Genomic DNA, 22,583 nt, shown 5'->3' on the forward strand with positions numbered 1-22,583 from the left:
GACCAGTGTGACCGCCCATTCCGTCGACCATGTCGAGTTCTTCGTCGGTGACGTCAACCAGGCGTCCCACTACTACTGCAGCACCTACGGATTCCGGGTGGTGGCCGAGGCCGGCCCGCTCACCGGACTGGCCGGCGCCCGGTCGCTCGTCCTGGCCCACGGCGGGGTCCGCCTGGTGCTCACCTCGGCCCTGCACGCCGACCACGCCGCCTCCCACTTCGTCCGCAAGCACGGGGACGGCATCCGGGACGTGGCCCTGCGGTCGACGGACGCGGCCGGCGACTTCGCCCGTGCGGTGGCCGCGGGCGCCGATCCGGTCTCCGCGCCCGAGACCTTCGAGGACGCCGGCGGACGGGTCGTCCGGGCCACCATCGCCGCGACCAACGACCTGGTGCACACCTTCATCGAACGTGACGATCCGTCAGGCCCGTTCCTGCCGCAGCGTTATCTGCCCGTCGACGACGACGCGGCCGACGCCGGGCTGTTGCGGTCCGTCGACCACCTGGCGTTCGTCCTGCGCCCCGGATCCCTCGACACCATGGTCGACTTCTACGGCCGGGCACTGGGCCTGAAGCACACCTACGACGAGTACATCGTCGTCGGCGGCCAGGCGATGGCCTCCAAGGTGGTCCAGGACGAGACCCGTGGCATCACCTTCACCATGGTGGAGCCCGACCCGACCAGCGACCGCGGCCAGCTCAACGACTTCCTCGACGGCTTCGACGGCCCCGGCGTGCAGCACGTCGCCTACGCCACCGACGACATCGTCACCGCCGCCCGGGAACTGCGCCGCTCCGGCGTGGAGTTGCTCAGCACCCCGGCCGGCTACTACGCCTCGCTGGCCGAGCGCGGGATCGAGGTGGGCGTCGACCCGGCCGTCCTCCAGGAACTGGGGCTGCTGGCCGACCGGGACGAGTGGGGCCAGCTCGTGCAGGTCTTCACCCGCTCCCCGTACGCCCGCCGCACGGTGTTCTTCGAGCTGATCCAGCGGCTCGACGCCCGCACCTTCGGCAGCGGCAACATCAAGGCCCTCTACGAAGCCGTCGAGCGGGAACGCGACAACGCCGTACCGGCGGGTGCCGCGGCGAGGGCCGGCGGGTGACCGCGCCCACCACCTCCCCCGGCACCCGGTCCGACCTGCTGCTCAATCCGCGGGACTACGAGTCCGCGGCCCGGGACCGCCTCGACCGGTCGGTGTGGGACTACATCGCCGGCGGCAGCGGCGACGAGCTGACCCTGCACGAGGACCGCGCGGCCTACGGCCGGTACCGGTTGCGGCCCCGCGCCCTCGTCGACGTGTCCCACTGCGAGCCGGCCACCACCCTGCTCGGCCACCCGGTGGCGTTCCCCGTGGGCATCGCGCCCATGGCCTACCACCAGCTGGTGCACCCGGACGGCGAACTCGCCACCGTCCGCGCGGCCGGCGCGGCGGGGGCACTCACCATCGCCAGCACCTTCGCCAGCACGTCGCTGGAGGACGTCGCCGCGGCCGCCAGCGGACCGCTGTGGCTCCAGCTGTACGTGCTGCGCCGCAGGGAGGTCACCGCGTCGCTGGTGCGGCGCGCCGAGGCCGCCGGCTACCGGGCCCTGGTGATCACCGTCGACACCCCGCGGATGGCCCGCCGGGAGCGCGACCTGCGCAACGGGTTCCGCCTGCCGCCGCACATCCGCCCGGCCAACCTCGACCGGGACCACGAGGCCGGGCTGCACCAGGGCGGCGCCGGCGGCTCCTCGCTCGCCGGGCACGCCGCCCGGCACCACGACGCCGCGTTCACCTGGGACGACCTGGCGTGGATCCGGTCGCTGACCGACCTGCCGCTGGTCCTCAAGGGCGTGCTCACCGCGGAGGACGCCCACCGGGCGGCCGAGCTGGGCGTGGCGGGGCTGATCGTGTCCACCCACGGAGGGCGTCAACTCGACGGAGTCGTACCGGCGTTGGAGGCGCTCCCGGAGGTGGTCGCGGCCGCCGGGGACCGGTGCGAGGTCCTCGTCGACGGCGGCGTCCGACGCGGCACGGACGTGCTCAAGGCACTGGCGCTCGGGGCCCGCGCGGTCCTGGTCGGCCGGCCGGTCCTCTGGGGCCTGGCGGTCGACGGCGAGCCCGGCGCGGCGCAGGTGCTGTCCACCCTCCGGGCGGAGTTGGAGGAGGCGATGGCACTCACCGGCCGGCCCCGGCTCTGCGACGTCACCCGCGATCTGCTGCGCCCCGCCGGGGGCCAGCCGCACCACCCGACCCTCCCCACGCAACCCCACACCACCGAGACGAAGGATCCGGCATGACGATCGACGACGCCCGTTTCCCACTGACCGCCGCCGAGCGGGAGTTGCTGCCCACCGAAGAGGAGGTGCAGTTCTTCCAGGAACACGGCTACTACCTGTCGAAGAAGCTGCTCACCGACGAGGAGGTCGACCTGCTGGACTCCGCGGCCGACCGCTTCTACGCCGGCCACCGGGACCGCACCCTGCCCACCCGACCGCCGCGGCTGGCGTACTGGGAGCCGGACAAGGGCGACGTACACCGGCACAACGACTACATCTTCTACGAGGACGACACCATCCGCTCGATCCTGGCCAAGCCGATCATCGCGGCGGTCGCCGGCCTGATCTCGCGGACCAGCCAGATACGCCTGTGGAACAGCACCCTGATCCACAAGCCGCAGCGGGCGGACGACGAGCGCAACATCGTGCCCTGGCACTTCGACCGGCACTACTGGCAGACCTGCTCCTCCGACGAGATGCTGACCGCCTTCATCCCGTTCCACGACTGTGGTGAGGAGATGGGCACCATCACGATGGTGGACGGCAGCCACCGTTGGAAGGAGACCGGCACCGACGACTCCACCAGCCGCCACTTCGCCGAGCGCGACCGCTCCGAACTGGAGGACATGCTCTCGGAGAACGCCGCCTTCAACAACGTGGAGGTCCGCAAGGTGCCCATCACCATCCCCAAGGGGCACATCAGCTTCCACCACTGCCGCACCTACCACGGCAGCGGCTACAACGTCAGCGACCGGCCCCGCCGGGCCATCTCGCTGCACCTCCAGGACCGCACCAACCAGTGGCGTCCCTTCGAGCTGTCCGACGGCGGCCAGGTCGTCTACAACAACGACGTGCTGGTCCGGAAGGACGCCGCCGGCAACCCCGACTACACGGACCCGGACTTCTGCCCGGTCCTGTGGGAGGACGCCAGGTGAGCCAGGACCCACCCACCATCGAGCTGCCGAGCCGCGCGCTGCACGGCTCGCTCGCCGATCCGCTGATGGAGGTGATGAACTTCCTCAACGAGGTCACCTCCCGCTACCCGGAGGCGATCTCCTTCGGCCCCGGCCGCCCCTACGAGGGGCTCTTCGAGGTCGAGCGGATCGGCGACTACCTCGCCGCCTACCAGCGGTACCTCATCGAGGACCGGGGCTGCACCCCCGACCAGGTCCGGACCCTGCTGTTCCAGTACGGGCGCACCAACGGCCAGATCCACGAACTGGTCGCGCGCGCCCTGCAGCACGACGAGGGCATCACCGCCGAGCCGGAATCCCTGGTCGTCACGGTGGGCGCGCAGGAGGGCATGTTCCTGGTCCTGCGCGCCCTGTTCGCCGACCCGTCGGACGTCCTGTTGGTCTCCTCGCCGTGCTACGTGGGCATCACCGGCGCGGCCCGGCTGCTGGACATCGAGACGGTGCACGTGCCGGAGGGTCCCGAGGGGTGTGATCCGGACGTCTTGCGGCGCACGGTCGCCGAACTGCGGGCCGCCGGCAAGCGCCCGCGGGCGTTCTACGTGGTGCCGGACTTCTCCAACCCCACCGGCACCTGTCTGCCGGTCGCCGAACGGCGGCGACTGTTGGAGCTGGCGGAGGCCGAGGACCTGCTCGTCCTGGAGGACAACCCCTACGGGTTCTTCACCCCGACGGGCAGCGGCCTGCCCACGCTCAAGGCACTGGACGAGCGGCGGCGGGTGGTCTACCTCGGTTCGTTCGCCAAGACCTGCTTCCCCGGCGCCCGGGTCGGCTACGTGGTCGCCGACCAGCACGTACGGGCCCCGGACGGCACCCGCACGCTGCTGGCCGACGAACTGTCGAAGATCAAGGGCATGGTGACGGTGAACACCCCGGCGCTCAGCCAGGCGGTCATCGGCGGCATGCTGGTCAGCCACGACTTCCGGCTGCGGGAGGCCAACAAGCCGGCCGCGGACTTCTACCAGTCCAACCTCCGGGTCCTGCTGGACAGTCTGGACCGGCTGCTCCCCCGCGCCCGGCGGGAGGCGGCCGGAATCAGCTGGAACGCGCCGTCGGGTGGCTTCTTCCTGACCATGACGCTCCCGGTTCCGGCGGACAATGCACTGTTGGAAGAGTCCGCCCGCGAGCACGGAGTGATCTGGACACCGATGAGCTACTTCTATCCCGACGGTGACGGCGGACGTCACCAAATACGGCTCTCCTTGAGCTACTTGACGCCCACTCAAGTGGCGCAGGGCGCCCGCCGACTGGTCGCCCTGTTGGAAGGGAGGTGCGGATGAACGCCGTCCTGTACGTCGTGACGGTGCTGATCTGGGGCTCCACCTGGCTGGCCATCAAGGGGCAGTTGGGGGACGTGCACCCCACGGCGTCGATCGCGTACCGCTTCGCGCTGGCCGCCGTCATCCTGCTGGCCTGGGCCCGGCTGCGCGGGCTGCCGATGCGCTACCCGCTGCGAGTGCACGGTCAGTTCGTCCTCATGGGCGGGCTGATGTTCTCGACCAACTTCGTCTGCTTCTACTTCGCCGAGCAGTACCTGACCACCGGACTGGTCTCGATCGTCTTCGCCATGTCGCTGCTGGTGAACATGGTGTTCGCGCGGGTCTTCTTCCGGCGTTCGATCACGGCGAAGATGCTGGTCGGCGGGGCCATCGGGCTGCTGGGGATCGTCACGGTGTTCTGGCCGGAGTTCCAGCACTTCGGCCTGTCCTCCGGTTCGGGCCAGGGCATCGCGCTCTCCGTGGTCGGCACCCTGGTCTTCTGCCTGGGCAACGTGGTCTCCGGCAAGACCCAGGCGGCGGGCGTCCCGGTGGTCCAGGGCACCGGCTACGCCATGGCGTACGGGGCGCTGCTGATGGCCCCGTTCGCCGCGTTCTACGGGCACGGGGCGCTGTTCCAACCCACCGTGAAGTACACCGGCTCGCTGCTCTACCTCGCGGTGTTCGGTTCGGTGGTGGGCTTCGGTGCGTACCTCACCCTGCTCGGCCGGATCGGCGGCGAACGCGCCGCCTACGCGATGGTGCTCTTCCCGATCGTGGCGCTGCTGCTGTCCACGGTCTTCGAGAAGTTCACCTGGACCGGCCGGGACCTGGCGGGCGTGGCGCTGATCCTCCTCGGCAACGCGGTGATGCTCACCAACCCGGCACTGCTGCGGCGACTGACCGGCAAACCGGCCCCGGCCGGGGAACCCTCGGCACCCGCCCCGGCCGACCGGTAGCGGCACCACCCGGCACGACCGGCACCACCCGTACCGCATGCACGCCCCTCCCGGGCCCGTCCGTCCGCCGTCCCGGTCGGGCCCGGGACCCCGCACCGTCCGCCCCCGTACGGCCGAGGAGCGTCACCTTGCACACCGCCGCAGTCGTCGGCACCGGTCTCATCGGTACCTCGATCGCCCTGGCCCTGTCCGCCCGCGGAGTCACCACGCATCTGCTCGACCGCGATCCCGACCGCGTCCGGATAGCCGCCGCACGCGGCGCCGGCACCCCCGGGCCCCCGTCGGAACCGGTGGACATCGCGGTCATCGCCGTTCCCCCGTCGCGCACCGCCCGGGCCCTCGCCGAGCACCAACGGGCCGGGCTCGCCCGCGTCTACACCGACGTGGCGAGCGTCAAGGCCCTCCCGCACGCCGAGTGCCTGGCCCTCGGCTGCGACACCACGACGTTGGTGGGCGGCCACCCGCTGGCCGGCCGCGAACGCTCCGGCCCGCTCGCGGCCCGCGCCGACCTCTTCCAGGACCACCACTGGGTGCTCACCCCCACGCCGGACACCACCGAGGCCGCCCTCAACCGGGCCCTGGAACTGGTGTCGCTGTGCGGAGCGGTGCCGGCGCTGCTGGAACCGCCGGACCACGACCGCGCCGTGGCCCTCGTCTCGCACCTCCCCCACCTCATGGCGACGCTCACCGCCGGTCGGCTGCGCGAGGGCGAGGAGTACGCGGTCCGGCTCGCCGGTCGCGGCATGCGCGACGCCACCCGGGTCGCGTCCGGCGACGCCGCTCTCTGGGCCGACATCCTCGCCGCCAACGCCACCGCCCTGGCCCCACTCCTGACCGAGCTCCGCGCGGACCTGGCGACCGCCGCCGAGGCACTGTCCCAGCTGTCCACCACCACGGACCCGGCGGCCACCGCCGAGGCCCTGGCCGACCTGACCGCGCTCCTCCAGCGCGGCGTCGAGGGCCGCGCGCGCATCACGCCCCCGTACAACGACCCGGCGTCCCGCCCGCACACCATGCTCTCGGTCGCCCTGGGCGACCACGACCGGCCGCTGTCGCGACTCCTGGACGACGTGGACGAGGCACGGTTGGAGCTGGACGACGTGGACCTGGCGGGTCTGGAACCGCACCGCCAGGACCGCCGCGGCACCGGCACCGCGGCGGACTCCGTCGGCCTCAAGGTGGCCCCGGGCGTGGCACGCCCCCTCACCGAGGCCCTCCGCGACCGCGGCTGGGCCGTCCATTAGCTTTCACCCCACAGCCACCGCCACCCCCTGCTCCTGAGGAGACCCCCATGCCGCACATCCTGGTCGACCACGACGCGTCGCTGCGCGAGGCCCTGGACCCCCGCCGCTTCGCCCACGCACTGCACGCCCTCGCCGCCGAGACGGTGGACGGCATCACCGTCGAGAGCTGCAAGACGCGGTTCCGCTGCGTCGACGAGGCCGTCATCGCCCATGACGAGCCCCAACAGGCCCTCGTCCACGTGGACTTCGCCATCCTGCCGGGACGCAGCACGGACACCAAGACCCGCCTGGCCGAGGCGGTGCTGGAGCTGGTGCGCGCCCACACGGCCGCGGCGACCGACCGCACGGTGCACGCCTCCGTCGAGGTCCGCGACCTCGACGCGGCCTACGTCAAACACGTACGGCCGGCCACCGCGCAGTGACGGACGGCGCCCCGGGCGCCGAACAGGGGCACGCCGGCCGCGGGAGGTCGTCCCCAGGCCGGGCCCCGTGATCTACAGTCCTGCCCATGGTGCGGAAGCACGTGATCGTGTCAGGACGGGTGCAGGGCGTCTTCTTCAGGGACTCCTGCCGCCAGAGCGCGCTGGCCCGCGGCGTCTCCGGCTGGGTGCGCAACCTGCCCGACGGGGACGTCGAGGCGGTCTTCGAGGGGCCGCCGGAGGGCGTCGCCCAGATGGTCGAGTGGGCCCGCCAAGGGCCACCGACCGCGCACGTGACCGCGGTCGAGGTGCGGGACGAGGAGCCGGCGGGACTGGCCGGCTTCGAGGTCCGGACCGCTCCCCGTCCCTGACCGCCCGGGCGTACCGAACCCGCGCGCCCGCCCCCACATCAACGGGTCCGTTCAGCGGCGCCGCCGGTAGGTGCGCAGGGCGAGCAACCGGGCGACGACGACAGCGGTGGCGGTCTGGGCGCCGGCCGTCGCCCAGACCGCGAGGGCGGGCCAGGCGTAGGCGGCCTGTTCCAGCGTCCCCGAACGATGCATCAACAGGCCGAGCAGCATGGCCAGTTGAATGGCGAAGAGGATCGGTAGGGCGTAGGGCAGCAGCCGGAGCGTTCCGCGCCACCACGACCGTTGCGCGGTGCGCCGCCCCCAGCGGCCGGCGCGCAGCACCCCGCGCACGCCGAGGCCGGCGGCCAGCAGGGTCAGGCCGGCCAGGACCCGGTCGGCCGTCATCGAGAACGGTTCGGCCACCTCGGGGGTCCTGCCCTCGGCCAGTTCGATCAGTCCCCTCGGCGAGTTGGGGCGCGTCGCCGCCGCAGACCATGCCGGTGTCGGTGACGACCGCGATGCCGATGCCGCTGTCGGGCAGCAGGGTCGCCATCGCGTTGTGGGTCAGCAACTCGCCGGTGTGGCGGCTCTGTTCGGGACCGCCGGCGTCGCGGCTGCGCCGCCGGCCCATGGCGTAGGAGCTGTTCTTCGGCACGTCCGGCGGGGTGTGGGCGAGGGCGAGGGTGGCAGCGGATGCCGGAGGTCGGGTGAGCAGTTGCCGGACGGTGATGCCCTCGGCACGCCGGTCGGCCATGGTGAATTCGGGCAGGTAGCGGTGGACTGGCCGGTCCAGCTGGGCCGTCGGCGATGCGGGCGCGCTGCTGACCGCGGCCCGGCGCACCGGCCGGACGTCGTCGTCACCGACGTCCGCATGCCGCCGGACAACACCGACGACGGACTGCGCGCCGCCGTCGCCCTGCGCCGCGAGCACGCCGACATGCCGGTCCTGGGACTGAGCCAGTACGTCGAGCAGTCCTACGCCGCCCACCTGTTGGACCTGGGCAGCGACATCGGGGTCGGCTACCTGCTGAAGGACCGGGGCAGCGCCGTCGGCGAGTTCGTCGACGCGGTGGTCCCGGGTGGCCGGCGGTGCGACGGTCGTGGATCCCGGTACGGACGGGACCTGGGAGTGTCCCGTCCGCGGGGCTCCCGGAGCGCGGGAGCACGCCGCTCATGCTGCCGCACACACATGAAGTGAGCGCGTCAACGCGCCGGGGCGTCGGGGTGACCCGCCGGCCGCGGCGCGGTCACGGCGCCGTCCCCGCCGGCCGTCGGCGCTGCCGGAGGGGACGGCCGGCGGTCAGCCGTGGTCCGCGCTGCCCAGCCGCGCCCACCGACCCATGAGCCGGGCCAGGCAGGCGAGCATCAGCCCCCAGACCGTCGTACAGGCCGGGGCGGCCACCACCGTGGCGGCCGTGCGGGCCGCGCCCAGCAGGCCGCTGAGCACGGCGCCCAACAGGTGGGAGACCGCGCAGCCGCCGTGCCGGTCGGGCGGCGGCACCGGCGGGGGCTCGACGTCGTCCCACCGCATGGTGGTCAGCCGACGGTCCAGCTCCGCGTCCTGCCCACGCAGGTCCTGTTCCATCTGTGCCAGGAGGAATCGCTCCCGGCGGGAGAGTGCCTCAGCCATTGCGGTACTCCTCCGTGAGACCGCCCCCACGCCTTCCGCTCTCCTCCCCACTGTGGTCCCGGCCCGCCGACCGGGCAATCGCTGCGCCCCCGAGCCGGGCCACGGCCCGCCGACGGCGCCGATCGCGCGGCCTGCGGCACGGCCGCGCCGGGTCCGCAAGTCGGCGGCCCGCCGGCCGGCCGCCACACCACGGTCACAGGGCACGCAACCGGCCGCTGCGCGCCTGCTCCTCCAGCGCGTCCAGGGCCTGCCGCGCCCGGGCGGCCGCGACCGGATCACGGTCCTCGATGCCGCTTTGGCGGAACTCGTCCTCGTCCAGCCGGAGCACGGTCGAACCGTCCGCCGACTGCCACAGGTCGAGGTCCAGGTCCTCGATCACGATGCCGTCCGGGCCGACCTCGGCGGGACGCGTCACGTCGCAGTACCAGCCCTTGACCGAGCCGTCGGCGGCGCGCACCTCCTTGACCGCGTACCAGCGGTCGCGCCAGTAGTGCTCGGTGAAGACGTCGCCCGGCTCGAACCGCACGAACCCGAAGTCCCGGACCGTGGGCCGCCCCCAGGGCGCCCGCACCACGACGCGCACCCCGTCGTCGCCCACGACGGTGGCGGGGTACCGCACCTTGGTCCGCCCCGCCTTCGTCAGCGTCACCTGCACGTCGCCACCCGCCGTCAGCGTCATCGCCGTCCCCACAGTTCCCTCGCCCTCCGCTCGCGCCGATCCCGGTACGGGACGCACACCCGCACCCTCTCCCGATCCGCGACCAGGCGGCCAATGCTTTTCCGAGGGCGGGGCCGCCGGCCGCCGCCGAGCCCGTGCCGGCGACGCCGACGGGCCCGATCGGCTTGCGCCACAACCCCGTTGGGGCCGAGGCGAGAGGACCCGCCCCGATCCGCACCGATAGGGTCGAGGCCATGACAGCACCGGATCCGACCATCCTCGCCACCTCCGGAGGCCACCGGACGGGCGGCCGCACCATGGTGCGGTTCAACTCACTGGTGCACCACGCGGTCGACCTCTCGGGCGTCCACGGCCGCCGGCCCCGCGTGATGTACGTCGGCACCGCCATCGGGGACGCCGAGCACTTCACCGCCCGGATGACCGAGGCCGCCCGGGTCGCCGGGTTCGACCTGACGCCGCTGCACCTGTTCCCGATGCCCAACCTGGAGGACGTCGAGGGCGCGGTGCTCGATCAGGACGTCGTCTGGGTGATGGGCGGGTCGGTGGCGAACCTCCTCGCCGTGTGGCGCGTGCACGGGCTGGATGCCGTCATGCGCCGCGCGTGGCGGGCCGGGGTCGTGCTGAGCGGGGTGAGCGCGGGGTCCCTGTGCTGGTTCCAGGGCGGCGCGACCGACTCGTTCGGCCCGGAACTGCGCCCGCTGACCAACGGCCTCGGCCTCCTGCCGTACGGGAACGGGGTGCACTACGACGTCGACGAGGGGCGCCGGCCGTTGATGCACCGGCTGGTCGCGGAGGGCACCCTGCCGGTGGCCCACTGCACCGACGACGGCGTGGGGTTGGTCTACCGCGGGACCGAACTGGTCGAGGCAGTGACCGAAGTCCCCGGCAAGGGCGCCTACGTCGTCACCCGGGACGGCGACTCGGCGGTCGAGGAGCGCATCGAGCCCCGCCGGCTCACCCCTGTTCCGTAGACCCGCCACCCGCTCCCCCACCCACGACCCAGCGAGCCTGCGATGAACACCCGCGAGACCACCCGCCTGATCGTGCTGCGGCACGCCAAGTCCGCCTGGCCGGCGGGCGTCCCCGATCTGGACCGTCCGCTGGCCGGCCGGGGCCGTCGGGACGCGCCGGCGGCCGGCCGATGGCTGCGGCAACGGCACGGTGCGCCCGACGCGGTGATCTGCTCGCCGTCCCTGCGGACCCGCGAGACCTGGGACCGGGTGGCCGCGGAGCTCGCGGCTCCGGGGACGACCGCGACGCCTGGGGAGGTGGTCTTCGAACCCCGGGTGTACGCGGCGAGCGCGGCCACCCTGCTCCAGGTGGTGCGCGGGTTCCCCGACCGGTGGCGGACGGCGCTCCTGATCGGCCACCAGCCGGGCGTGCAGGACCTCGTCCTCGCGCTGGCCGGCGGCGGGGAAGGGGTGGACCGGGTCCGCGAGAAGTTCCCGACGTCCGCGGTGGCGGTGCTGACGCTGCCCGGCGGGTGGGCGGGCCTGACACCGGGCTGCGCGGCGCTCACCGACTTCGCGGTGCCCCGCGGTCGGCCGGGCGACCAGTGAGGAGCGGACCGACGTGCGGTCCGGGACCGCCGGGGCGATCCTGTGGGGCATGGCGGACGGCACGCACCCCGGCGGCCGGACGGACGGTTCGGGCCGGGGCATCCCCCAGCCGCACCGGGAGGCGCAGACCGACTACGGGGGTGCGGTCTACGGCTCCCTCCAGGCCGCGTCCGTCGTGGCCGGCACCGCCGCGTTCGGGCCGTTCCCCCGCCTCGGATTGGTGCTCCTGCTGCTCATCACCGGCCTGGTCTTCTGGGTGGCGCACGTGTACGCGCGGCTCGTCGGCGACCTGGCGTCGTACCGGGACCTGACGTGGCAGCGGATTCGGCACGTGGCGGGCGACGAGTGGCCGATCGCGCAGGCGGCGGTGGGGCCGGCCGTCGCCGTGGTGATCAGCCCGTTGCTGGGGCTGGGCGTGGCGGCGACCGCCTGGTTCGCGCTGTCCGTCGCCGTGGCCGAGCAGGTCGGTTGGGCCTGCTTCGCCGCGATCCGCGCCGGGGCCTCGCGCCGTCTGGTGGTGCTGTCGACCCTCGTGAACCTCGTGCTCGGCCTGGTCATCGTGGTCCTCAAGGCCAAGTTGCACTGAGCGCGCACCCGGCCGGCCGGGCCGGGCCCGTGCCCCGGCGTCAGGGTTCCGGCGCGTCGGGGGCGGACGGTCCGGCCCGTGAGGAGCGGAGCACCGCCAGTCGCCGCTGGTACTCCTCGTCCTCGATCTCCCCGCGGGCGTAGCGCTCGGCGAGGATCCGTTCGGCGTCGGGCGGCCCACCGGGTGGCGGGCCCGCGGGGTGCCATCCGGGGTGGCCGCGGCCCGGTTCGCCGTCGCCGGCCGGTCCCGACCGGGACAGGGCGCGGAAGAGCAGCACCCCGACCGTGATCACCAGTGCCCAGAACAGGACCATGCCGACCGTGGCCGCGAACCATCCCCACCCGCCACCACCGCCGTGGCCGTACCAGAACCACATCGGACCTCACCTTCCCTGCTCGGGACGGGTGCGGGCCCATACGAGGGCCGCACACGGACAGGTGCCCTCACCTCGATTCTCGCGCGCCGGGACCGATCGGACGCGCGCAGCGGGACGGGGCGGGTTCGGTCCGGCGTCGCGGTGGCGGGGTCGCCGTGCGGGGCGGTCGGGTCAGGGCGGCGGGCGTTCGGGGCCGGGCGCGGGGGCTTCGGGGGCCGTCCCGGGCCAACGGCGCAGGACGTCGTCGACGACCGCGCCGTCGATCGTCTCGCGGGTGGTCAGCAGGTCGGCCAGGTGCTCCAGGGCCGGGCGGTGGTCCCGGAGCAGGGCGGTGGCGCGCTGTTCGGCCTGCCGGACGAGGCGGGCGGTCTCCTCGTCGATGAGGCGTTGGGTCCGCTCGGAGTAGGGCCGGTGCAGGGTCTCGCCGGCGGGTTCGTCGCCGAGGCGGTGCAGGGCGCCGGGCGCGGCGTAACCGATCGGGCCGAGGGACGGCGACAGGCCGAAGTCGCGGACCATCCGGCCGGCGATCTGGGTGGCGCCGGCCAGGTCGTCGGCGGCTCCGGTCGACCCCTCGCCGAAGACCACGAGCTCCGCGGCGCGCCCGCCGAGGCGCACGGTGAGCAGGTCGGTGAGGTAGCCCTCGGTGTAGAGGTGCCGTTCGGCTTCCGGGAGTTGCTCGGTGGCGCCCAGTGCGGGCCCGGACGGCAGGATGGTCACCTTGGCGACCGGGTCGGCCTGTTCGCACAGGGCGGCCACGAGTGCGTGGCCGGATTCATGGACGGCGACGGCGTGCCGCTCCTCGGGGAGCAGGGCGTTGGAGGACTCGCGGCGTCCCAGCAGGACCCGGTCCCGGGCGTCGTCGAGGTCCTGGGCGGAGATGACGGTGTTGCCGGCGCGGACGGCGTGGATCGCGGCCTCGTTGACGAGGTTGGCGAGGTCGGCGCCGGAGAAGCCGGGGGTGGCCCGGGCGACCACGGTGCGGTCCACGTCGGGTGCGAGCTTCTTGCCGCGGGCGTGCACGGCGAGGATCGCGGCCCGCTCGGTCTGGTTGGGCAGCGGGACGGTGACGTGCCGGTCGAAGCGGCCGGGGCGCAGCAGCGCCGGGTCGAGGGCCTCGGGGCGGTTGGTGGCGGCGAGCACCACGATGCCGCTGCTCTGGTCAAAGCCGTCCATCTCGGCGAGGAGTTGGTTGAGGGTCTGTTCGCGTTCGTCGTTGCCGCCCAGGCGGATGCCGCCGCGGCGGCTGCCCACGGCGTCGATCTCGTCGATGAAGATGATCGACGGGGCGCGTTTGCGGGCCTCGTCGAAGAGGTCGCGGACGCGGGAGGCGCCGACGCCGACGAACATCTCCACGAAGGCCGATCCGGTCACCGACAGGAACGGCACCGCTGCCTCGCCGGCGACCGCCCGGGCGAGCAGCGTCTTGCCGGTGCCGGGCGGCCCGACCATGAGCACCCCGCGCGGTCCCGTGGCGCCGACCACCGCATAGCGCTCGGGGTGGCGCAGGAAGTCGACGACCTCGCTGATCTCCTGTTTGACGCCCTCGTAGCCGGCGACGTCGTCGAAGCGGGTGGTGGGCCGCTCCGCCTCGATGATCTTGGCGCGGGAGCGGCCGATGCCGCTGAGCCCTCCGGTGAGGGTGCGGGCGGCCTGGCGCCCGGTCCACAGGAACAGGGCGCCGAGCAGGACCAGCGGCAGCAGGACGACGGCCAGCGGGCCCACCCAGCTCCCGCCGGCGCTGCTGCTGGAGGCGGTGACGTTGACGTTCTCGGCCCGGAGTTGCTGGGCGAGCCCGGTGGTGCCGAGGGCGGTGGGGAGCTGCGTGGTGAACTTCCGGCCGTCCTTGAGCTGCCCGTTGACGCCGCCCTTGTCGTCGATGTCGACGGTCTTGACCTGCCCGGCGTCCACCTTGCCGAGGAAGGCGCTGTACGTGAGGGAGGTCCCTGCCGGGTTGTGCGCCCGGCTGAGCAGCAGGACGAAGAGCGCGACGAGGATGACGGGCAGCAGCCACGGCCGCCAGCCGGGGGCCCGCGGCGCGGCCGGCGGCTTCGGCGGCTCGCGGGGCGGCCCGGGCTTCGCCGAGCGCGAGGCGTGGCGCCGGGGCAGGCGCACTGCGGTGATCACGACGGTCCCCTAAGGCTCCTTCGCTCCTGGGTCCTCCCCTTCCAGGAAACTCCTCCCGGCCGCGTGACGGACCCCGGCGGCCTTCCCGCCGCGCCTGCGACACGCTCCGCGCCCCCTCCTCCACGATCGGCTGTCCCCACCGTTCCCGCAGGGCGGGCCGCCGCCGTGGTGTGGGGCGGGCGGGCCAGGTGTGGGACGCTCGAAGGGCAGGCGAAGGGGGTGCGTGATGCCTCTTGGGAAGCTCCGTCCGCCGTGGCGGCCCGGTCCGCTCCGGCGCGGTACGGACGTGGCGCAGTCCTGGGTCGTGCTGGCCACGGGGGTGCTGATCGCCGTGGTCGCCCCGGCCGCGGGCGTGGTGGCCGGCAGTGCGGTGGACGCCGCGGCCCACCGGGAGAGTTCCGGCTGGCGCCCCGTCTCGGCGGTGGTGACGAAGGAACCCGCCACCCGGATCACCGTGGACAGCGGGACCGGCACGGGCGGCCGGGTGCACACGACGGTGCGCTGGACGGCGCCGGACCACACCGTGCGGACGGGCGAGACGACCCTGGCGGCCGGCGTCCACGTCGGGGACCGCACGACGGTCTGGTTGGACCGCGACGGGGCGTTGGTGCGGGACCCGAGCACCCCGACGGACTCCCTGGCCGAGAGCGTGGTGGCCGGCACCGTGGTGGGCTCCGCCACCGGGCTGCTGTTCTTCGGCGCGGAGCGGGTCACCGTGCGCCTGCTGGACCGCAGGCGGTACGCCCAGTGGGAGAAGGAGTGGGCGGAGGTCGACGCCCGGTGGCGGCACCCGCAGCAGTGAGGGGCGGCGCCGGGTCCGCGCCGCGGTGCCCCGGCGTCTCGCGTGGCGGCCCGGGAACGTCCCTGCCACGCTGAAGTTGGCGGCTGTCCCGCCCGGCGCTGCCGGTCGGCTGCCCAGCCGGAACCGCCGTCCTCCCCGGCGTCGTACGCCGGGTCACCGTCCGGACGGCAGGAGCGACGCCCCGGCCGAAGTCCCCGATGCATGGCGGGACTTCACCGGTGCGACAGCGGCGCACCGCCCCTCGATCACGGAGGTTCCCATGGCATCAGCAGGTCATCCGACCGGAACACCGCACCCCGGCTACGGCGGGAGAACGACCGCACCACGGCACGAGGACCACAAGGGCCACGGTCTGGTGATGTTCGCCGGGGTCATGTTGGCGTTGTTGGCCTTGTTCAACGGCCTCGACGGCATCGCGGCGATCGTCAACTCGCACGTCTTCGTGGGGAACGTCTCCCTGGTCCTCGGGGACCTGCAGGCATTCGGCTGGTTGATGCTCGCCCTGGGCATCCTGCAGGCGGTGGCCGCCGTCGGCGTGCTCACCAAGGGCTCCGAAGCCGCCCGGTGGTTCGGTGTCGCGGTGCTGGGCCTGAACGCCTTCGCCCAGATGTTCTTCATCCCGTCCTACCCGGTGTGGTCGGTGCTGATCATCGCGCTGGACGTGCTGGCCATCTACGGACTGTGCGTCTACGGAGGGCGTTCGGCCGAGGCGACCGAGCAGGCGGCACAAGGAGGTTGAGCGGGACCGCGCGGCGCCCGCCTAGGCGGGCGCGCCTGCCCCACCGTCCCGGAAGATCCGGTCGAGCTGGTAGGTCAGGACGTCGGCGGCGGACCGGGCGGTGCGCTGGCCGACCAGGACGCTGGTGCCAAGCCCGGCGGACATGGCCAGCAGGCCGATCGCTTCGTTGCGCGCGTCGACCCCGGGTCGGGTGAGGTCCGCTTCCTGCGCCTGGCGCAGGAGTTCGGCCAGGGTGTCCTCGGCGGCGTCGGGGTCCTGGATGAAGGGCTGGCCGGCGAGCGCCCGGTCGGTCACGGACAGCACGGCGTACGAGGTGTAGACGAGGTGGAAGGTGCGGCTCGCCTCGTCGGTGGGCAGCGACGTCATCAGCAGTGCCTCGATCACGGCGCGCGGTCCGGCGCCCTCCCCCGCGACCCGCAACCGGGCGGCGACCCGTTCCCCGAACCCCTCGGCCAGCCGCTGCAATCCGTAGAGCAGCAGCTTCTCCTTGGTTTCGAAGTAGTACTGCACCAGCCGCAGTGACACCCCGGCCTCGGCGGCCACGTCCCGCATGCCGACGGCGTGCAGCCCGCGTCGGCCGGCGACTTGGAGGAGCGCCTGGGCGATCTGGTTGCGTCGTTCGGCATGGTCCACGTGCTTGGGCATCGGTCGCGTCGTCCTTCGTCGGTCGCATCGGTTCGGCACTGGGCTCTGCGGCCCTTTTTGATGGTACCGCCGTATCAATTTCATGGTACGTTCGTATCACGAAGACCGCGCACAACCCGTTCCGGAGGTGGCCGTGCCCAAGACCACGACCCGCATTCAGGCCGATGTCGGCCGCTACGTGAGCGACACCCTGCGCGACCGCTACTTCGCAGCCTGCGACGCGGTCTACGCACTGGGCGCCACCTCCACCGCGGAGGGCGACGTGGAAACCTCCTTCGGCACCACCCACGTCTACCGCTACGAGCCGGCCGACCCCGCCGCCCGTGCCCGTACCCCCGTCGTCCTGGTGCACGGCTCGGGCTCCTGCTCCGCCATGTGGTACCCGAACACCCCCGCCCTCAGCGCCGCCCGCCCGGTGTACGCGATCGACACCCCGGGCGACCCGGGGCGCAGCGTGCAGCGCGCCCCCCTGCACCAACCCGAGCGCGCCGCCGAGTGGTTGGACGAGACCCTGGCCGCCCTCGACCTCGACCGCGTCCACCTCGTCGGCGCCTCCTACGGCGGCTGGCTCACCGTGAACCAGGCACACCGCCGTCCCGGCCGCCTCGCCTCGGTCACCCTGCTCGACCCCGGCGGCCTGGAGAAGGTGGGACTGCGCTTCTTCGCCTGGATCTTCGTCAGCCTGTTCGCGACCGCGGCCCCCAAGGCGCTACGGCCGCGACTGGCCGCCTGGCTCGAACAGCCGGTGCTCGTCGTGCCGGAGCTGCGCGCGATGATCAGGGCCGGGGTCCGCGCCCACCGCATCCGCCGCCCGGCCCCGCTCCCCCTGTCGGACGCCGAACTGTCGACCATCCGCACCCCGCTCTACCTCGTGCTCGGCAAGCGCAGCCTGCTCGTCCACGCCAAGCGCCAACTGGAGCGCGTACCCCGCTTGATCCCGGGTGCCCGCGCCGAGATCCTCACCGAGACCGGCCACGGACCGCAGATCGACCACGCCGACGAGGTCAACCGCCGGATGCTGCGCTTCATGGACGCCGTCGACTGACCCACCGCCCCGGGCACACCCCGGCGGCCGACGCAAGAGATCCCGACCGATCGGACGACCGGCCGGGATCTCGCACGTCGGGTCGATCCGCCCACGGCGGGCGGGGCGCCGGGGCGCCCGACTCAGGGCAGGATGGAGTCGACGCAGCCGCCGTCGACGCGCACGGCGCCGCCGGCGGTGGCGGTGGCGGAGGCGGAGGCGGAGGCGTGGGGCGAGGCGAGGTAGACGACCAGGTTGGCGATCTCCTCGGGCTCGATCAGGCGTTGCAGCAGGGACTGCGGGCGGTACTTCACCATGAACGCGTGCTGCGGCTCGTCCCAGGGCAGCGCGTCGCCGACGAGCTCGCGGACGAAGCCCTGGACGCGCCGGTGTGGGTCGGCCCGGCGAGGACGGAGTTGACGGTGACGCCGGTGCCCGCGGCGTCCTTGGCGAACCCGCGACTGACCGCGAGCAGCGAGGTCTTCGTCATGCCGTAGTGGATCATTTCGGCGGGGATGGCCACGGCCGAGTCGCTGGCGAGGTTGCGGACGCGCGGAGGTGCCGGCGCAGGACAACCTGCGCCGGGGTTACGCCAGTGGGCGGGTTGGGGTCAGAGGGCCTGGAGGGCGGTCCGGGCGAAGGCGTCGTCCTGCTCGGGGGCGCCGCCGCCGAGGCCGAGGGCGCCGACGAGTTGCCCGTCGCGGTGGATCGGCACGCCGCCGGCGATGAACAGCAGGGGCGTGTCCAGCGCGGTGGGCAGGGAGTGGAAGGGGCCGTCCGGCTTGACCAGGTCGACCAGGTCGGCCGTCGGCGCGTTCAGTTGGAGGGCGGTGCGGGCCTTCGCCGTGCTGGTCTCACCGGAGATCAGCACGGCGCGCTCGTCGCGGCGGAAGGCCAGCAGGTGTCCGCCGGCGTCGAGGACGGTGATGCTGACCGGGACTCCCGCCGCGTCGGCGGCGCGGCGGGCAGCGCGGACGAGGGTCTCCGCGTCGGTGGCGGTCAGCGGGGCGACGGTGGTGGTGCTCATGGGGAACTTCCTCGGATCGGTGCGGGCACGGGTGCGGCGCCGTGCGGGTACGCGGGTTCAGGAGTGGACGGCTCCCGCCGCGGCGGGAGCGGCGCCCCGGTCGGGGGCGGCGACGGAGCCGGCGGCCGCGGTGGTGCGGTGGCGGCGCCGTTCGAGTCGGTGGGAGAGGACGGCGAGCACCAGCGCGGCGGCGGCCAGGACGGCGCCGACGGCGTTGGGCGCCGCGTAGCCGAGGCCGGCCGAGATCACCAGGCCGCCGAGCCAGGCGGACAGGGCGTTGCCCAGGTTGAAGGCGCCGATGTTGGCCGCGGAGGCGAGCGTCGGGGCGCCGTGGGCGTGGTCCAGGACGCGCTTCTGCAGCGGCGGGACGGTGGCGAAGCCGAGGGCACCGATGAGGAAGATCGCCACGACGGAGGCGACCTTGCCCGAGGCCAGGAAGGTGAACAGCAGCAGGACCAGCGCCAGCCCGCCCAGGGCGGTGTAGAGCAGGGGCATGAGCCTGCGGTCGGCGAAGCGGCCGCCGATGAGGTTGCCGGCCACCATGCCCAGTCCGAAGACCACCATCAGCCAGGTGACGGAGGATTGCGCGAAGCCGCTGACCCCGGTCATCATCGGCGCGATGTAGGTGATCGCGGCGAACACGCCGCCGAAGCCGAGGACCGTCATGGCCATCGCCAAGATGACCTGGGCGTCCTTGAAGGCGGCGACCTCGTGCCGCAGTCGGACCCCCGCCGGCTTGGGCACGTCGGGGACGAGCTTGGCGACACCGACCAGGCCGAGCACGCCGAGGGCGGCGACGAGCAGGAAGGTCACCCGCCAGCCGGCGCGCTGGCCCACGAAGGTGCCCAGGGGCACGCCGACGACGTTGGCCACCGTCAGTCCGGTGAACATCATGGAGATCGCGCCGGCCTTCTTCTCCGGCGCCACCAGTTCGGCGGCGACGACGGAGCCGATGCCGAAGAACGCGCCGTGCGCCAGCGAGGCCACGACCCGACCGATCAGCATGACGGCGAAGACCGGGGCGACGGCGGAGACGAGGTTGCCGAGGACGAACAGGCCCATCAGCAGCATGAGCATGTTCTTGCGGGAGATCCTGGTGCCGAGGACGGTCATGATCGGTGCGCCGATCGTGACGCCGAGGGCGTAGCCGGTGACGAGGAGGCCGGCGGCCGGCACGGACACGCCGAGGTCGGCTCCGACCTGGGGCAACAGCCCCATGATCACGAATTCCGTGGTGCCGATTCCGAAGGCCCCTATGGCCAGGGCCAGCAGTGCGAGCGGCATGACGAGGTCCTTTGACACGCGAGAGGGAAAAATGCGCAAGCGCCTTACGCGCCTCAACAATAGTTGCACACGCTGACTAACGGCAAACGCGGGTATAGTGATGAACGTGATACCGCGGTAGGCCCCCTCCGGCGCCGCCGACCGCACGACCCGACCGAGGGAGCCGCCCATGACCGCCACCGACCCGTCGATGACCGCACTGGCGCACGGCTGGTCGGCACTCTCACTGCTGCACGGACGCATCGAAGGCAGCGTCGAACGCGCACTGCAGGCCGCACACCAGCTCAGCGCGCGCGAGTACGCGCTGCTCGACGTGCTGAGCCGCCAGCACGACGGCGAGGGCGGCCACCTCCAGATGCGCCAGGTCGCCGACTCCGTCGTCCTCAGCCAGAGCGCGACCACCCGACTGGTCACCCGACTGGAAGACCGCGGACTGCTCTCGCGCTACCTGTGCCCCACCGACCGCCGCGGCATCTACACCGACGTCACCGACGACGGCCGACGCCTACTCGAAGCGGCCCGCCCCACCCACAACACCGCCCTGCGCAAGGCCCTCGACCAGGCAGCCACCCAACCCGTCCTCGCGCCCCTGGTCCTCGCCGTCCAACAACTACAGGGCGGCCTCCACCCGGCGTGACCCACCACCGCTCGCACCCCACAACCAGCGGGCCACGAGCGGCACTTGGCGTTCCGCGGGCCCAGCACTCGTCCGGTCGGTCAGGTGCGGAGCCAGATGGTGCGGGCTGCGGCGATCGCCGTGCCGAGGTGAGCGTAACGGCGCGTGTCGTGGCGGCCGGCCACCGCGCGGTGCTGCTGGAGCCGGCCGACGGCTCACTCGACGGTGTTGCGTTTCGTGCACCGCTCCGCGTCGATGCCGCGTCCCCGCCCGCCGCATGAGCCGTTGCACAGACAGGCAGCCCCGCCTGTCGGTCTTCTCCGGGACATCACGGATTCGGGCAACGGCTGAACGTCACCGATCGGCCCGGCGTCATCGGCCGGACGCGTCCTAGCCGAAGAAGTCCGGGAAGCCCGGCTCGGTCGAGTCGGTGTCGGGCATCAGGGCCGCGAGAAGCGCCGCGGTGGCGGCGGCCTGCTCGGCGGACCGGGGCACCATGACGTCCTCGTACGTGGCGACCGCGGCGTCGACCTCGGGCCGGTCGGCAAGGGCCCGGGCGAGTTCGGCACCGTCGAGCATGGCGAGGTTCGCGCCGACGCCGACCGGCGGCATCAGGTGGGCGGCGTCCCCGAGCAGGGTGATGCCCGGAACGCGCTCCCAACGGTGCGGGACCGGAAGAACGAACACGGGCCGGATGATGAACGCGCCGTCGTTCAAACGCATCAGCTCGCGCAGGCTCTCGTCGAAACCCTCGAACATGCCCAGCAAACGGGCACGCAGCGCCTCGGTGTCGGTCGGGTCGATGTCCTCGTGCCAGTCGAGCGGGCCGCGGAAGCCGATGTAGACGCGGATGTGGGCGTCCGCATTGCGCTGGGCCATCAGACTCAGGCAGCCGGCCTTGGCCCACAGCGTGCCCTGACCGACCCGCTCGGCGAGCGCGGGGAACCGCCGGTCGACGTCGTGGAAACGGGCCTCTACGAACGTGCACCCGGTGTAGGCGGGTTGGGCGTCGGAGAGCGCCGCGCGCACCTGGGACCAAGCGCCGTCCGCGCCCACGACCAGGTCGAACTCCTCGACGGTGCCACGGGTGAATTCCAGGCGTACGGTCCCGTCACCCAACGGGACGGCCCTCACGACCGAGTGGTCCCAACGCACGGTGCCCGGGGTGAGGGAGTCGAGCAGAAGGGCGCGCAACTGACCCCGGTCGACCTCCGGGGCACCGGTGTCGCCGGGTTCGGGCCGATGGTGGTGCAACAGGGTCGCCGACCGGTCCATGAGGCGCATTTCCTGACCTTCGGGCCGGGAGAGCGCGAGGAACTCGTCGAGGAGCCCGGCGGCACGCAGACCCACCTGGCCGGTGTCCGCACGAATGTCGAGGTTGCCTCCCTGCGAGCGGGAGTCAGGCGTCACCTCCCGCTCGAAGACGGTGACGGGAACGCCGAGCCGCTGAAGGGTACGGGCACAGACGAGACCGCCGAGGCCCCCTCCGACTATCGCGATACGAGGGGAGATGGACATGGTGGTGCTCCGATCGGAGAAGGAATGCGTAAGTGAGTACGGGGCGATGGTCGGCAGCGAAATCGGACCAACTCGCAGGGAAACAGGCGCTGTTGTGACGGGCTTGGTGACGCGCAGTGCACGAACTCCCCCACCGCCCGAGGGAAAACACCCCGTTGAGAGGGCGGCAACCCTGGAGGAGAGCGACCGACCCCGTACTCCTCACGAGAATCGGGAGCGAGCCCGTGCGACAACGATGCGTGCACCGTTCGTCCGCGCCCTCAGCGCGTGGCGGCGCACGATCGCCGGCCCGGACGGAACCGGGCCCGGTGCGCGCGGCGCGCCGGGAATCCACGCCTTCAAGGGCAAGCGCCGCGCCCCGACTTCGCAGTGGTCAGCCGCGATGCGCAGCGACGAGCCGGCGCGCCGCCATTCCCCGACGGGCGGATGCCGTGGCGAGCGGGGCATCGACCTCGCGGTCGCCCCGCTCTCAGGCGACTTCCGCCCGCAGCAGCCCCACCCGGCGGGCCGTGTCAC

24 protein-coding genes and 2 pseudogenes are annotated in these 22,583 nt (G+C 73.0%); 16 read left to right on the forward strand and 10 right to left on the reverse strand.

Translation table 11 applies throughout. The features are described from left to right. Positions 1-7 precede the first annotated feature (7 nt). The 8 genes from hppD (at position 8) to ACLJT4_RS13550 (ending at position 7,479) form a co-directional block, all read left to right on the forward strand. Complete coding sequence (hppD, locus tag ACLJT4_RS13515) at positions 8-1,102, forward strand: 4-hydroxyphenylpyruvate dioxygenase (RefSeq protein ID WP_411122545.1); 1,095 nt, start codon at positions 8-10, stop codon at positions 1,100-1,102. Further along, positions 1,099-2,280 (forward strand): alpha-hydroxy acid oxidase, encoded by a 1,182-nt coding sequence (locus ACLJT4_RS13520; RefSeq protein ID WP_411122546.1) that lies wholly within the window; start codon positions 1,099-1,101, stop codon positions 2,278-2,280. Before hppD ends, ACLJT4_RS13520 begins: the two co-directional genes overlap by 4 nt. After that, positions 2,277-3,194, forward strand: a complete 918-nt coding sequence (locus ACLJT4_RS13525; RefSeq protein ID WP_411122547.1) for a phytanoyl-CoA dioxygenase family protein — start codon at positions 2,277-2,279, stop codon at positions 3,192-3,194. The genes ACLJT4_RS13520 and ACLJT4_RS13525 overlap by 4 nt, the downstream gene beginning before the upstream one ends. Continuing rightward, positions 3,191-4,510 (forward strand): PLP-dependent aminotransferase family protein, encoded by a 1,320-nt coding sequence (locus ACLJT4_RS13530; protein WP_411122548.1) that lies wholly within the window; start codon positions 3,191-3,193, stop codon positions 4,508-4,510. Before ACLJT4_RS13525 ends, ACLJT4_RS13530 begins: the two co-directional genes overlap by 4 nt. Then, entirely contained in the window at positions 4,507-5,445 is a 939-nt protein-coding gene (locus ACLJT4_RS13535) for a DMT family transporter (protein WP_411122549.1), read from the forward strand. Before ACLJT4_RS13530 ends, ACLJT4_RS13535 begins: the two co-directional genes overlap by 4 nt. Positions 5,446-5,573: 128 nt before the next feature. Beyond that, positions 5,574-6,689, forward strand: a complete 1,116-nt coding sequence (locus tag ACLJT4_RS13540) for a prephenate dehydrogenase (protein WP_411122550.1) — start codon at positions 5,574-5,576, stop codon at positions 6,687-6,689. A 47-nt stretch (positions 6,690-6,736) separates the two neighbouring features. Further along, positions 6,737-7,111 carry a 5-carboxymethyl-2-hydroxymuconate Delta-isomerase gene (locus ACLJT4_RS13545; RefSeq protein ID WP_411122551.1) on the forward strand — a complete coding sequence of 125 codons (375 nt, stop codon included), beginning with the start codon at positions 6,737-6,739 and terminating at the stop codon, positions 7,109-7,111. A gap of 86 nt (positions 7,112-7,197) precedes the next feature. After that, on the forward strand, positions 7,198-7,479 hold the full coding sequence (locus ACLJT4_RS13550) for an acylphosphatase (RefSeq protein WP_411122552.1): 282 nt from the start codon (positions 7,198-7,200) through the stop codon (positions 7,477-7,479). A gap of 51 nt (positions 7,480-7,530) precedes the next feature. Here the strand turns inward: ACLJT4_RS13550 and ACLJT4_RS13555 are convergent, their stop codons facing one another. Further along, positions 7,531-7,881 (reverse strand): hypothetical protein, encoded by a 351-nt coding sequence (locus ACLJT4_RS13555; protein ID WP_411122553.1) that lies wholly within the window; start codon positions 7,879-7,881, stop codon positions 7,531-7,533. Between the two features lie 395 nt (positions 7,882-8,276). Here ACLJT4_RS13555 and ACLJT4_RS13560 point away from each other — a divergent pair. Next, positions 8,277-8,567 (forward strand): annotated as a pseudogene (locus tag ACLJT4_RS13560) (response regulator); the annotation flags it as partial. 191 nt (positions 8,568-8,758) lie between these two features. Here ACLJT4_RS13560 and ACLJT4_RS13565 read toward each other — a convergent pair. Beyond that, a complete protein-coding gene (locus ACLJT4_RS13565; protein ID WP_411122554.1) occupies positions 8,759-9,088 on the reverse strand; it encodes a hypothetical protein in 330 nt (109 codons plus the stop codon). A gap of 193 nt (positions 9,089-9,281) precedes the next feature. Further along, on the reverse strand, positions 9,282-9,767 hold the full coding sequence (locus ACLJT4_RS13570) for a DUF402 domain-containing protein (RefSeq protein ID WP_411122555.1): 486 nt from the start codon (positions 9,765-9,767) through the stop codon (positions 9,282-9,284). Positions 9,768-10,000: 233 nt separating this feature from the next. On the opposite strand from ACLJT4_RS13570, the gene ACLJT4_RS13575 reads away from it, so the two are divergent. The 3 genes from ACLJT4_RS13575 to ACLJT4_RS13585 are packed head-to-tail and all read left to right on the forward strand — an operon-like array spanning position 10,001 to position 11,912. Next, entirely contained in the window at positions 10,001-10,738 is a 738-nt protein-coding gene (locus ACLJT4_RS13575; protein ID WP_038516706.1) for a peptidase E, read from the forward strand. Between the two features lie 42 nt (positions 10,739-10,780). Next, positions 10,781-11,326 (forward strand): SixA phosphatase family protein, encoded by a 546-nt coding sequence (locus ACLJT4_RS13580; protein ID WP_411122556.1) that lies wholly within the window; start codon positions 10,781-10,783, stop codon positions 11,324-11,326. Between the two features lie 13 nt (positions 11,327-11,339). Continuing rightward, a complete protein-coding gene (locus ACLJT4_RS13585; RefSeq protein WP_411122557.1) occupies positions 11,340-11,912 on the forward strand; it encodes a hypothetical protein in 573 nt (190 codons plus the stop codon). 40 nt (positions 11,913-11,952) lie between these two features. Here ACLJT4_RS13585 and ACLJT4_RS13590 read toward each other — a convergent pair whose 3' ends face one another. Next, a complete protein-coding gene (locus ACLJT4_RS13590) occupies positions 11,953-12,288 on the reverse strand; it encodes an SHOCT domain-containing protein (protein WP_411122558.1) in 336 nt (111 codons plus the stop codon). A 171-nt stretch (positions 12,289-12,459) separates the two neighbouring features. Further along, on the reverse strand, positions 12,460-14,412 hold the full coding sequence (gene ftsH, locus ACLJT4_RS13595) for an ATP-dependent zinc metalloprotease FtsH (protein WP_411122559.1): 1,953 nt from the start codon (positions 14,410-14,412) through the stop codon (positions 12,460-12,462). Positions 14,413-14,638: 226 nt separating this feature from the next. Here ftsH and ACLJT4_RS13600 point away from each other — a divergent pair, with 226 nt between their 5' ends. After that, on the forward strand, positions 14,639-15,214 hold the full coding sequence (locus ACLJT4_RS13600; RefSeq protein ID WP_411122560.1) for a hypothetical protein: 576 nt from the start codon (positions 14,639-14,641) through the stop codon (positions 15,212-15,214). A gap of 259 nt (positions 15,215-15,473) precedes the next feature. Further along, positions 15,474-15,953: a hypothetical protein gene (locus ACLJT4_RS13605; protein WP_411122561.1), complete on the forward strand. Its 480-nt coding sequence runs from the start codon at positions 15,474-15,476 to the stop codon at positions 15,951-15,953. A gap of 21 nt (positions 15,954-15,974) precedes the next feature. On the opposite strand, the gene ACLJT4_RS13610 is transcribed toward ACLJT4_RS13605, so the two are convergent. Further along, complete coding sequence (locus ACLJT4_RS13610; RefSeq protein ID WP_411122562.1) at positions 15,975-16,598, reverse strand: TetR/AcrR family transcriptional regulator; 624 nt, start codon at positions 16,596-16,598, stop codon at positions 15,975-15,977. A 133-nt stretch (positions 16,599-16,731) separates the two neighbouring features. Here ACLJT4_RS13610 and ACLJT4_RS13615 point away from each other — a divergent pair, with 133 nt between their 5' ends. Continuing rightward, complete coding sequence (locus ACLJT4_RS13615; RefSeq protein WP_411122563.1) at positions 16,732-17,643, forward strand: alpha/beta fold hydrolase; 912 nt, start codon at positions 16,732-16,734, stop codon at positions 17,641-17,643. A gap of 122 nt (positions 17,644-17,765) precedes the next feature. Here the strand turns inward: ACLJT4_RS13615 and ACLJT4_RS13620 are convergent. From ACLJT4_RS13620 to ACLJT4_RS13630, 3 genes and pseudogenes are all read right to left on the reverse strand, one after another. After that, positions 17,766-18,175: pseudogene (locus ACLJT4_RS13620) on the reverse strand (SDR family oxidoreductase); the annotation flags it as partial. 57 nt (positions 18,176-18,232) lie between these two features. Further along, a complete protein-coding gene (locus ACLJT4_RS13625) occupies positions 18,233-18,649 on the reverse strand; it encodes a GlcG/HbpS family heme-binding protein (protein ID WP_411122564.1) in 417 nt (138 codons plus the stop codon). A 57-nt stretch (positions 18,650-18,706) separates the two neighbouring features. Next, positions 18,707-19,933, reverse strand: coding sequence for an MFS transporter (locus ACLJT4_RS13630; RefSeq protein WP_411122565.1), 1,227 nt, complete (start codon positions 19,931-19,933; stop codon positions 18,707-18,709). Between the two features lie 169 nt (positions 19,934-20,102). Here ACLJT4_RS13630 and ACLJT4_RS13635 point away from each other — a divergent pair, with 169 nt between their 5' ends. Beyond that, positions 20,103-20,570: a MarR family winged helix-turn-helix transcriptional regulator gene (locus ACLJT4_RS13635; protein WP_411122566.1), complete on the forward strand. Its 468-nt coding sequence runs from the start codon at positions 20,103-20,105 to the stop codon at positions 20,568-20,570. A 369-nt stretch (positions 20,571-20,939) separates the two neighbouring features. On the opposite strand, the gene ACLJT4_RS13640 is transcribed toward ACLJT4_RS13635, so the two are convergent. Continuing rightward, on the reverse strand, positions 20,940-22,067 hold the full coding sequence (locus tag ACLJT4_RS13640; RefSeq protein WP_411122567.1) for an FAD-dependent oxidoreductase: 1,128 nt from the start codon (positions 22,065-22,067) through the stop codon (positions 20,940-20,942). Positions 22,068-22,583 lie beyond the last annotated feature (516 nt).

Source organism: Streptomyces sp. x-19 (assembly GCF_046549115.1).
GTDB classification, from domain to species: Bacteria; Actinomycetota; Actinomycetes; order Streptomycetales; family Streptomycetaceae; genus Streptomyces; species Streptomyces albulus_C.

What these genes read in the sequence shown, in the direction of transcription:
- ACLJT4_RS13525 (WP_411122547.1), top strand. Translation starts at nt 2,277, where the DNA reads ATGACGATCGACGACGCCCGTTTCCCACTGACCGCCGCCGAGCGGGAG.
- ACLJT4_RS13535 (WP_411122549.1), top strand. Translation starts at nt 4,507, where the DNA reads ATGAACGCCGTCCTGTACGTCGTGACGGTGCTGATCTGGGGCTCCACC.
- ACLJT4_RS13545 (WP_411122551.1), top strand. Translation starts at nt 6,737, where the DNA reads ATGCCGCACATCCTGGTCGACCACGACGCGTCGCTGCGCGAGGCCCTG.
- ACLJT4_RS13550 (WP_411122552.1), top strand. Translation starts at nt 7,198, where the DNA reads ATGGTGCGGAAGCACGTGATCGTGTCAGGACGGGTGCAGGGCGTCTTC.
- ACLJT4_RS13565 (WP_411122554.1), bottom strand. Translation starts at nt 9,088, where the DNA reads ATGGCTGAGGCACTCTCCCGCCGGGAGCGATTCCTCCTGGCACAGATG.
- ACLJT4_RS13570 (WP_411122555.1), bottom strand. Translation starts at nt 9,767, where the DNA reads ATGACGCTGACGGCGGGTGGCGACGTGCAGGTGACGCTGACGAAGGCG.
- ACLJT4_RS13575 (WP_038516706.1), top strand. Translation starts at nt 10,001, where the DNA reads ATGACAGCACCGGATCCGACCATCCTCGCCACCTCCGGAGGCCACCGG.
- ACLJT4_RS13580 (WP_411122556.1), top strand. Translation starts at nt 10,781, where the DNA reads ATGAACACCCGCGAGACCACCCGCCTGATCGTGCTGCGGCACGCCAAG.
- ACLJT4_RS13590 (WP_411122558.1), bottom strand. Translation starts at nt 12,288, where the DNA reads ATGTGGTTCTGGTACGGCCACGGCGGTGGTGGCGGGTGGGGATGGTTC.
- ACLJT4_RS13600 (WP_411122560.1), top strand. Translation starts at nt 14,639, where the DNA reads ATGCCTCTTGGGAAGCTCCGTCCGCCGTGGCGGCCCGGTCCGCTCCGG.
- ACLJT4_RS13605 (WP_411122561.1), top strand. Translation starts at nt 15,474, where the DNA reads ATGGCATCAGCAGGTCATCCGACCGGAACACCGCACCCCGGCTACGGC.
- ACLJT4_RS13610 (WP_411122562.1), bottom strand. Translation starts at nt 16,598, where the DNA reads ATGCCCAAGCACGTGGACCATGCCGAACGACGCAACCAGATCGCCCAG.
- ACLJT4_RS13625 (WP_411122564.1), bottom strand. Translation starts at nt 18,649, where the DNA reads ATGAGCACCACCACCGTCGCCCCGCTGACCGCCACCGACGCGGAGACC.
- ACLJT4_RS13630 (WP_411122565.1), bottom strand. Translation starts at nt 19,933, where the DNA reads ATGCCGCTCGCACTGCTGGCCCTGGCCATAGGGGCCTTCGGAATCGGC.
- ACLJT4_RS13635 (WP_411122566.1), top strand. Translation starts at nt 20,103, where the DNA reads ATGACCGCCACCGACCCGTCGATGACCGCACTGGCGCACGGCTGGTCG.
- ACLJT4_RS13640 (WP_411122567.1), bottom strand. Translation starts at nt 22,067, where the DNA reads ATGTCCATCTCCCCTCGTATCGCGATAGTCGGAGGGGGCCTCGGCGGT.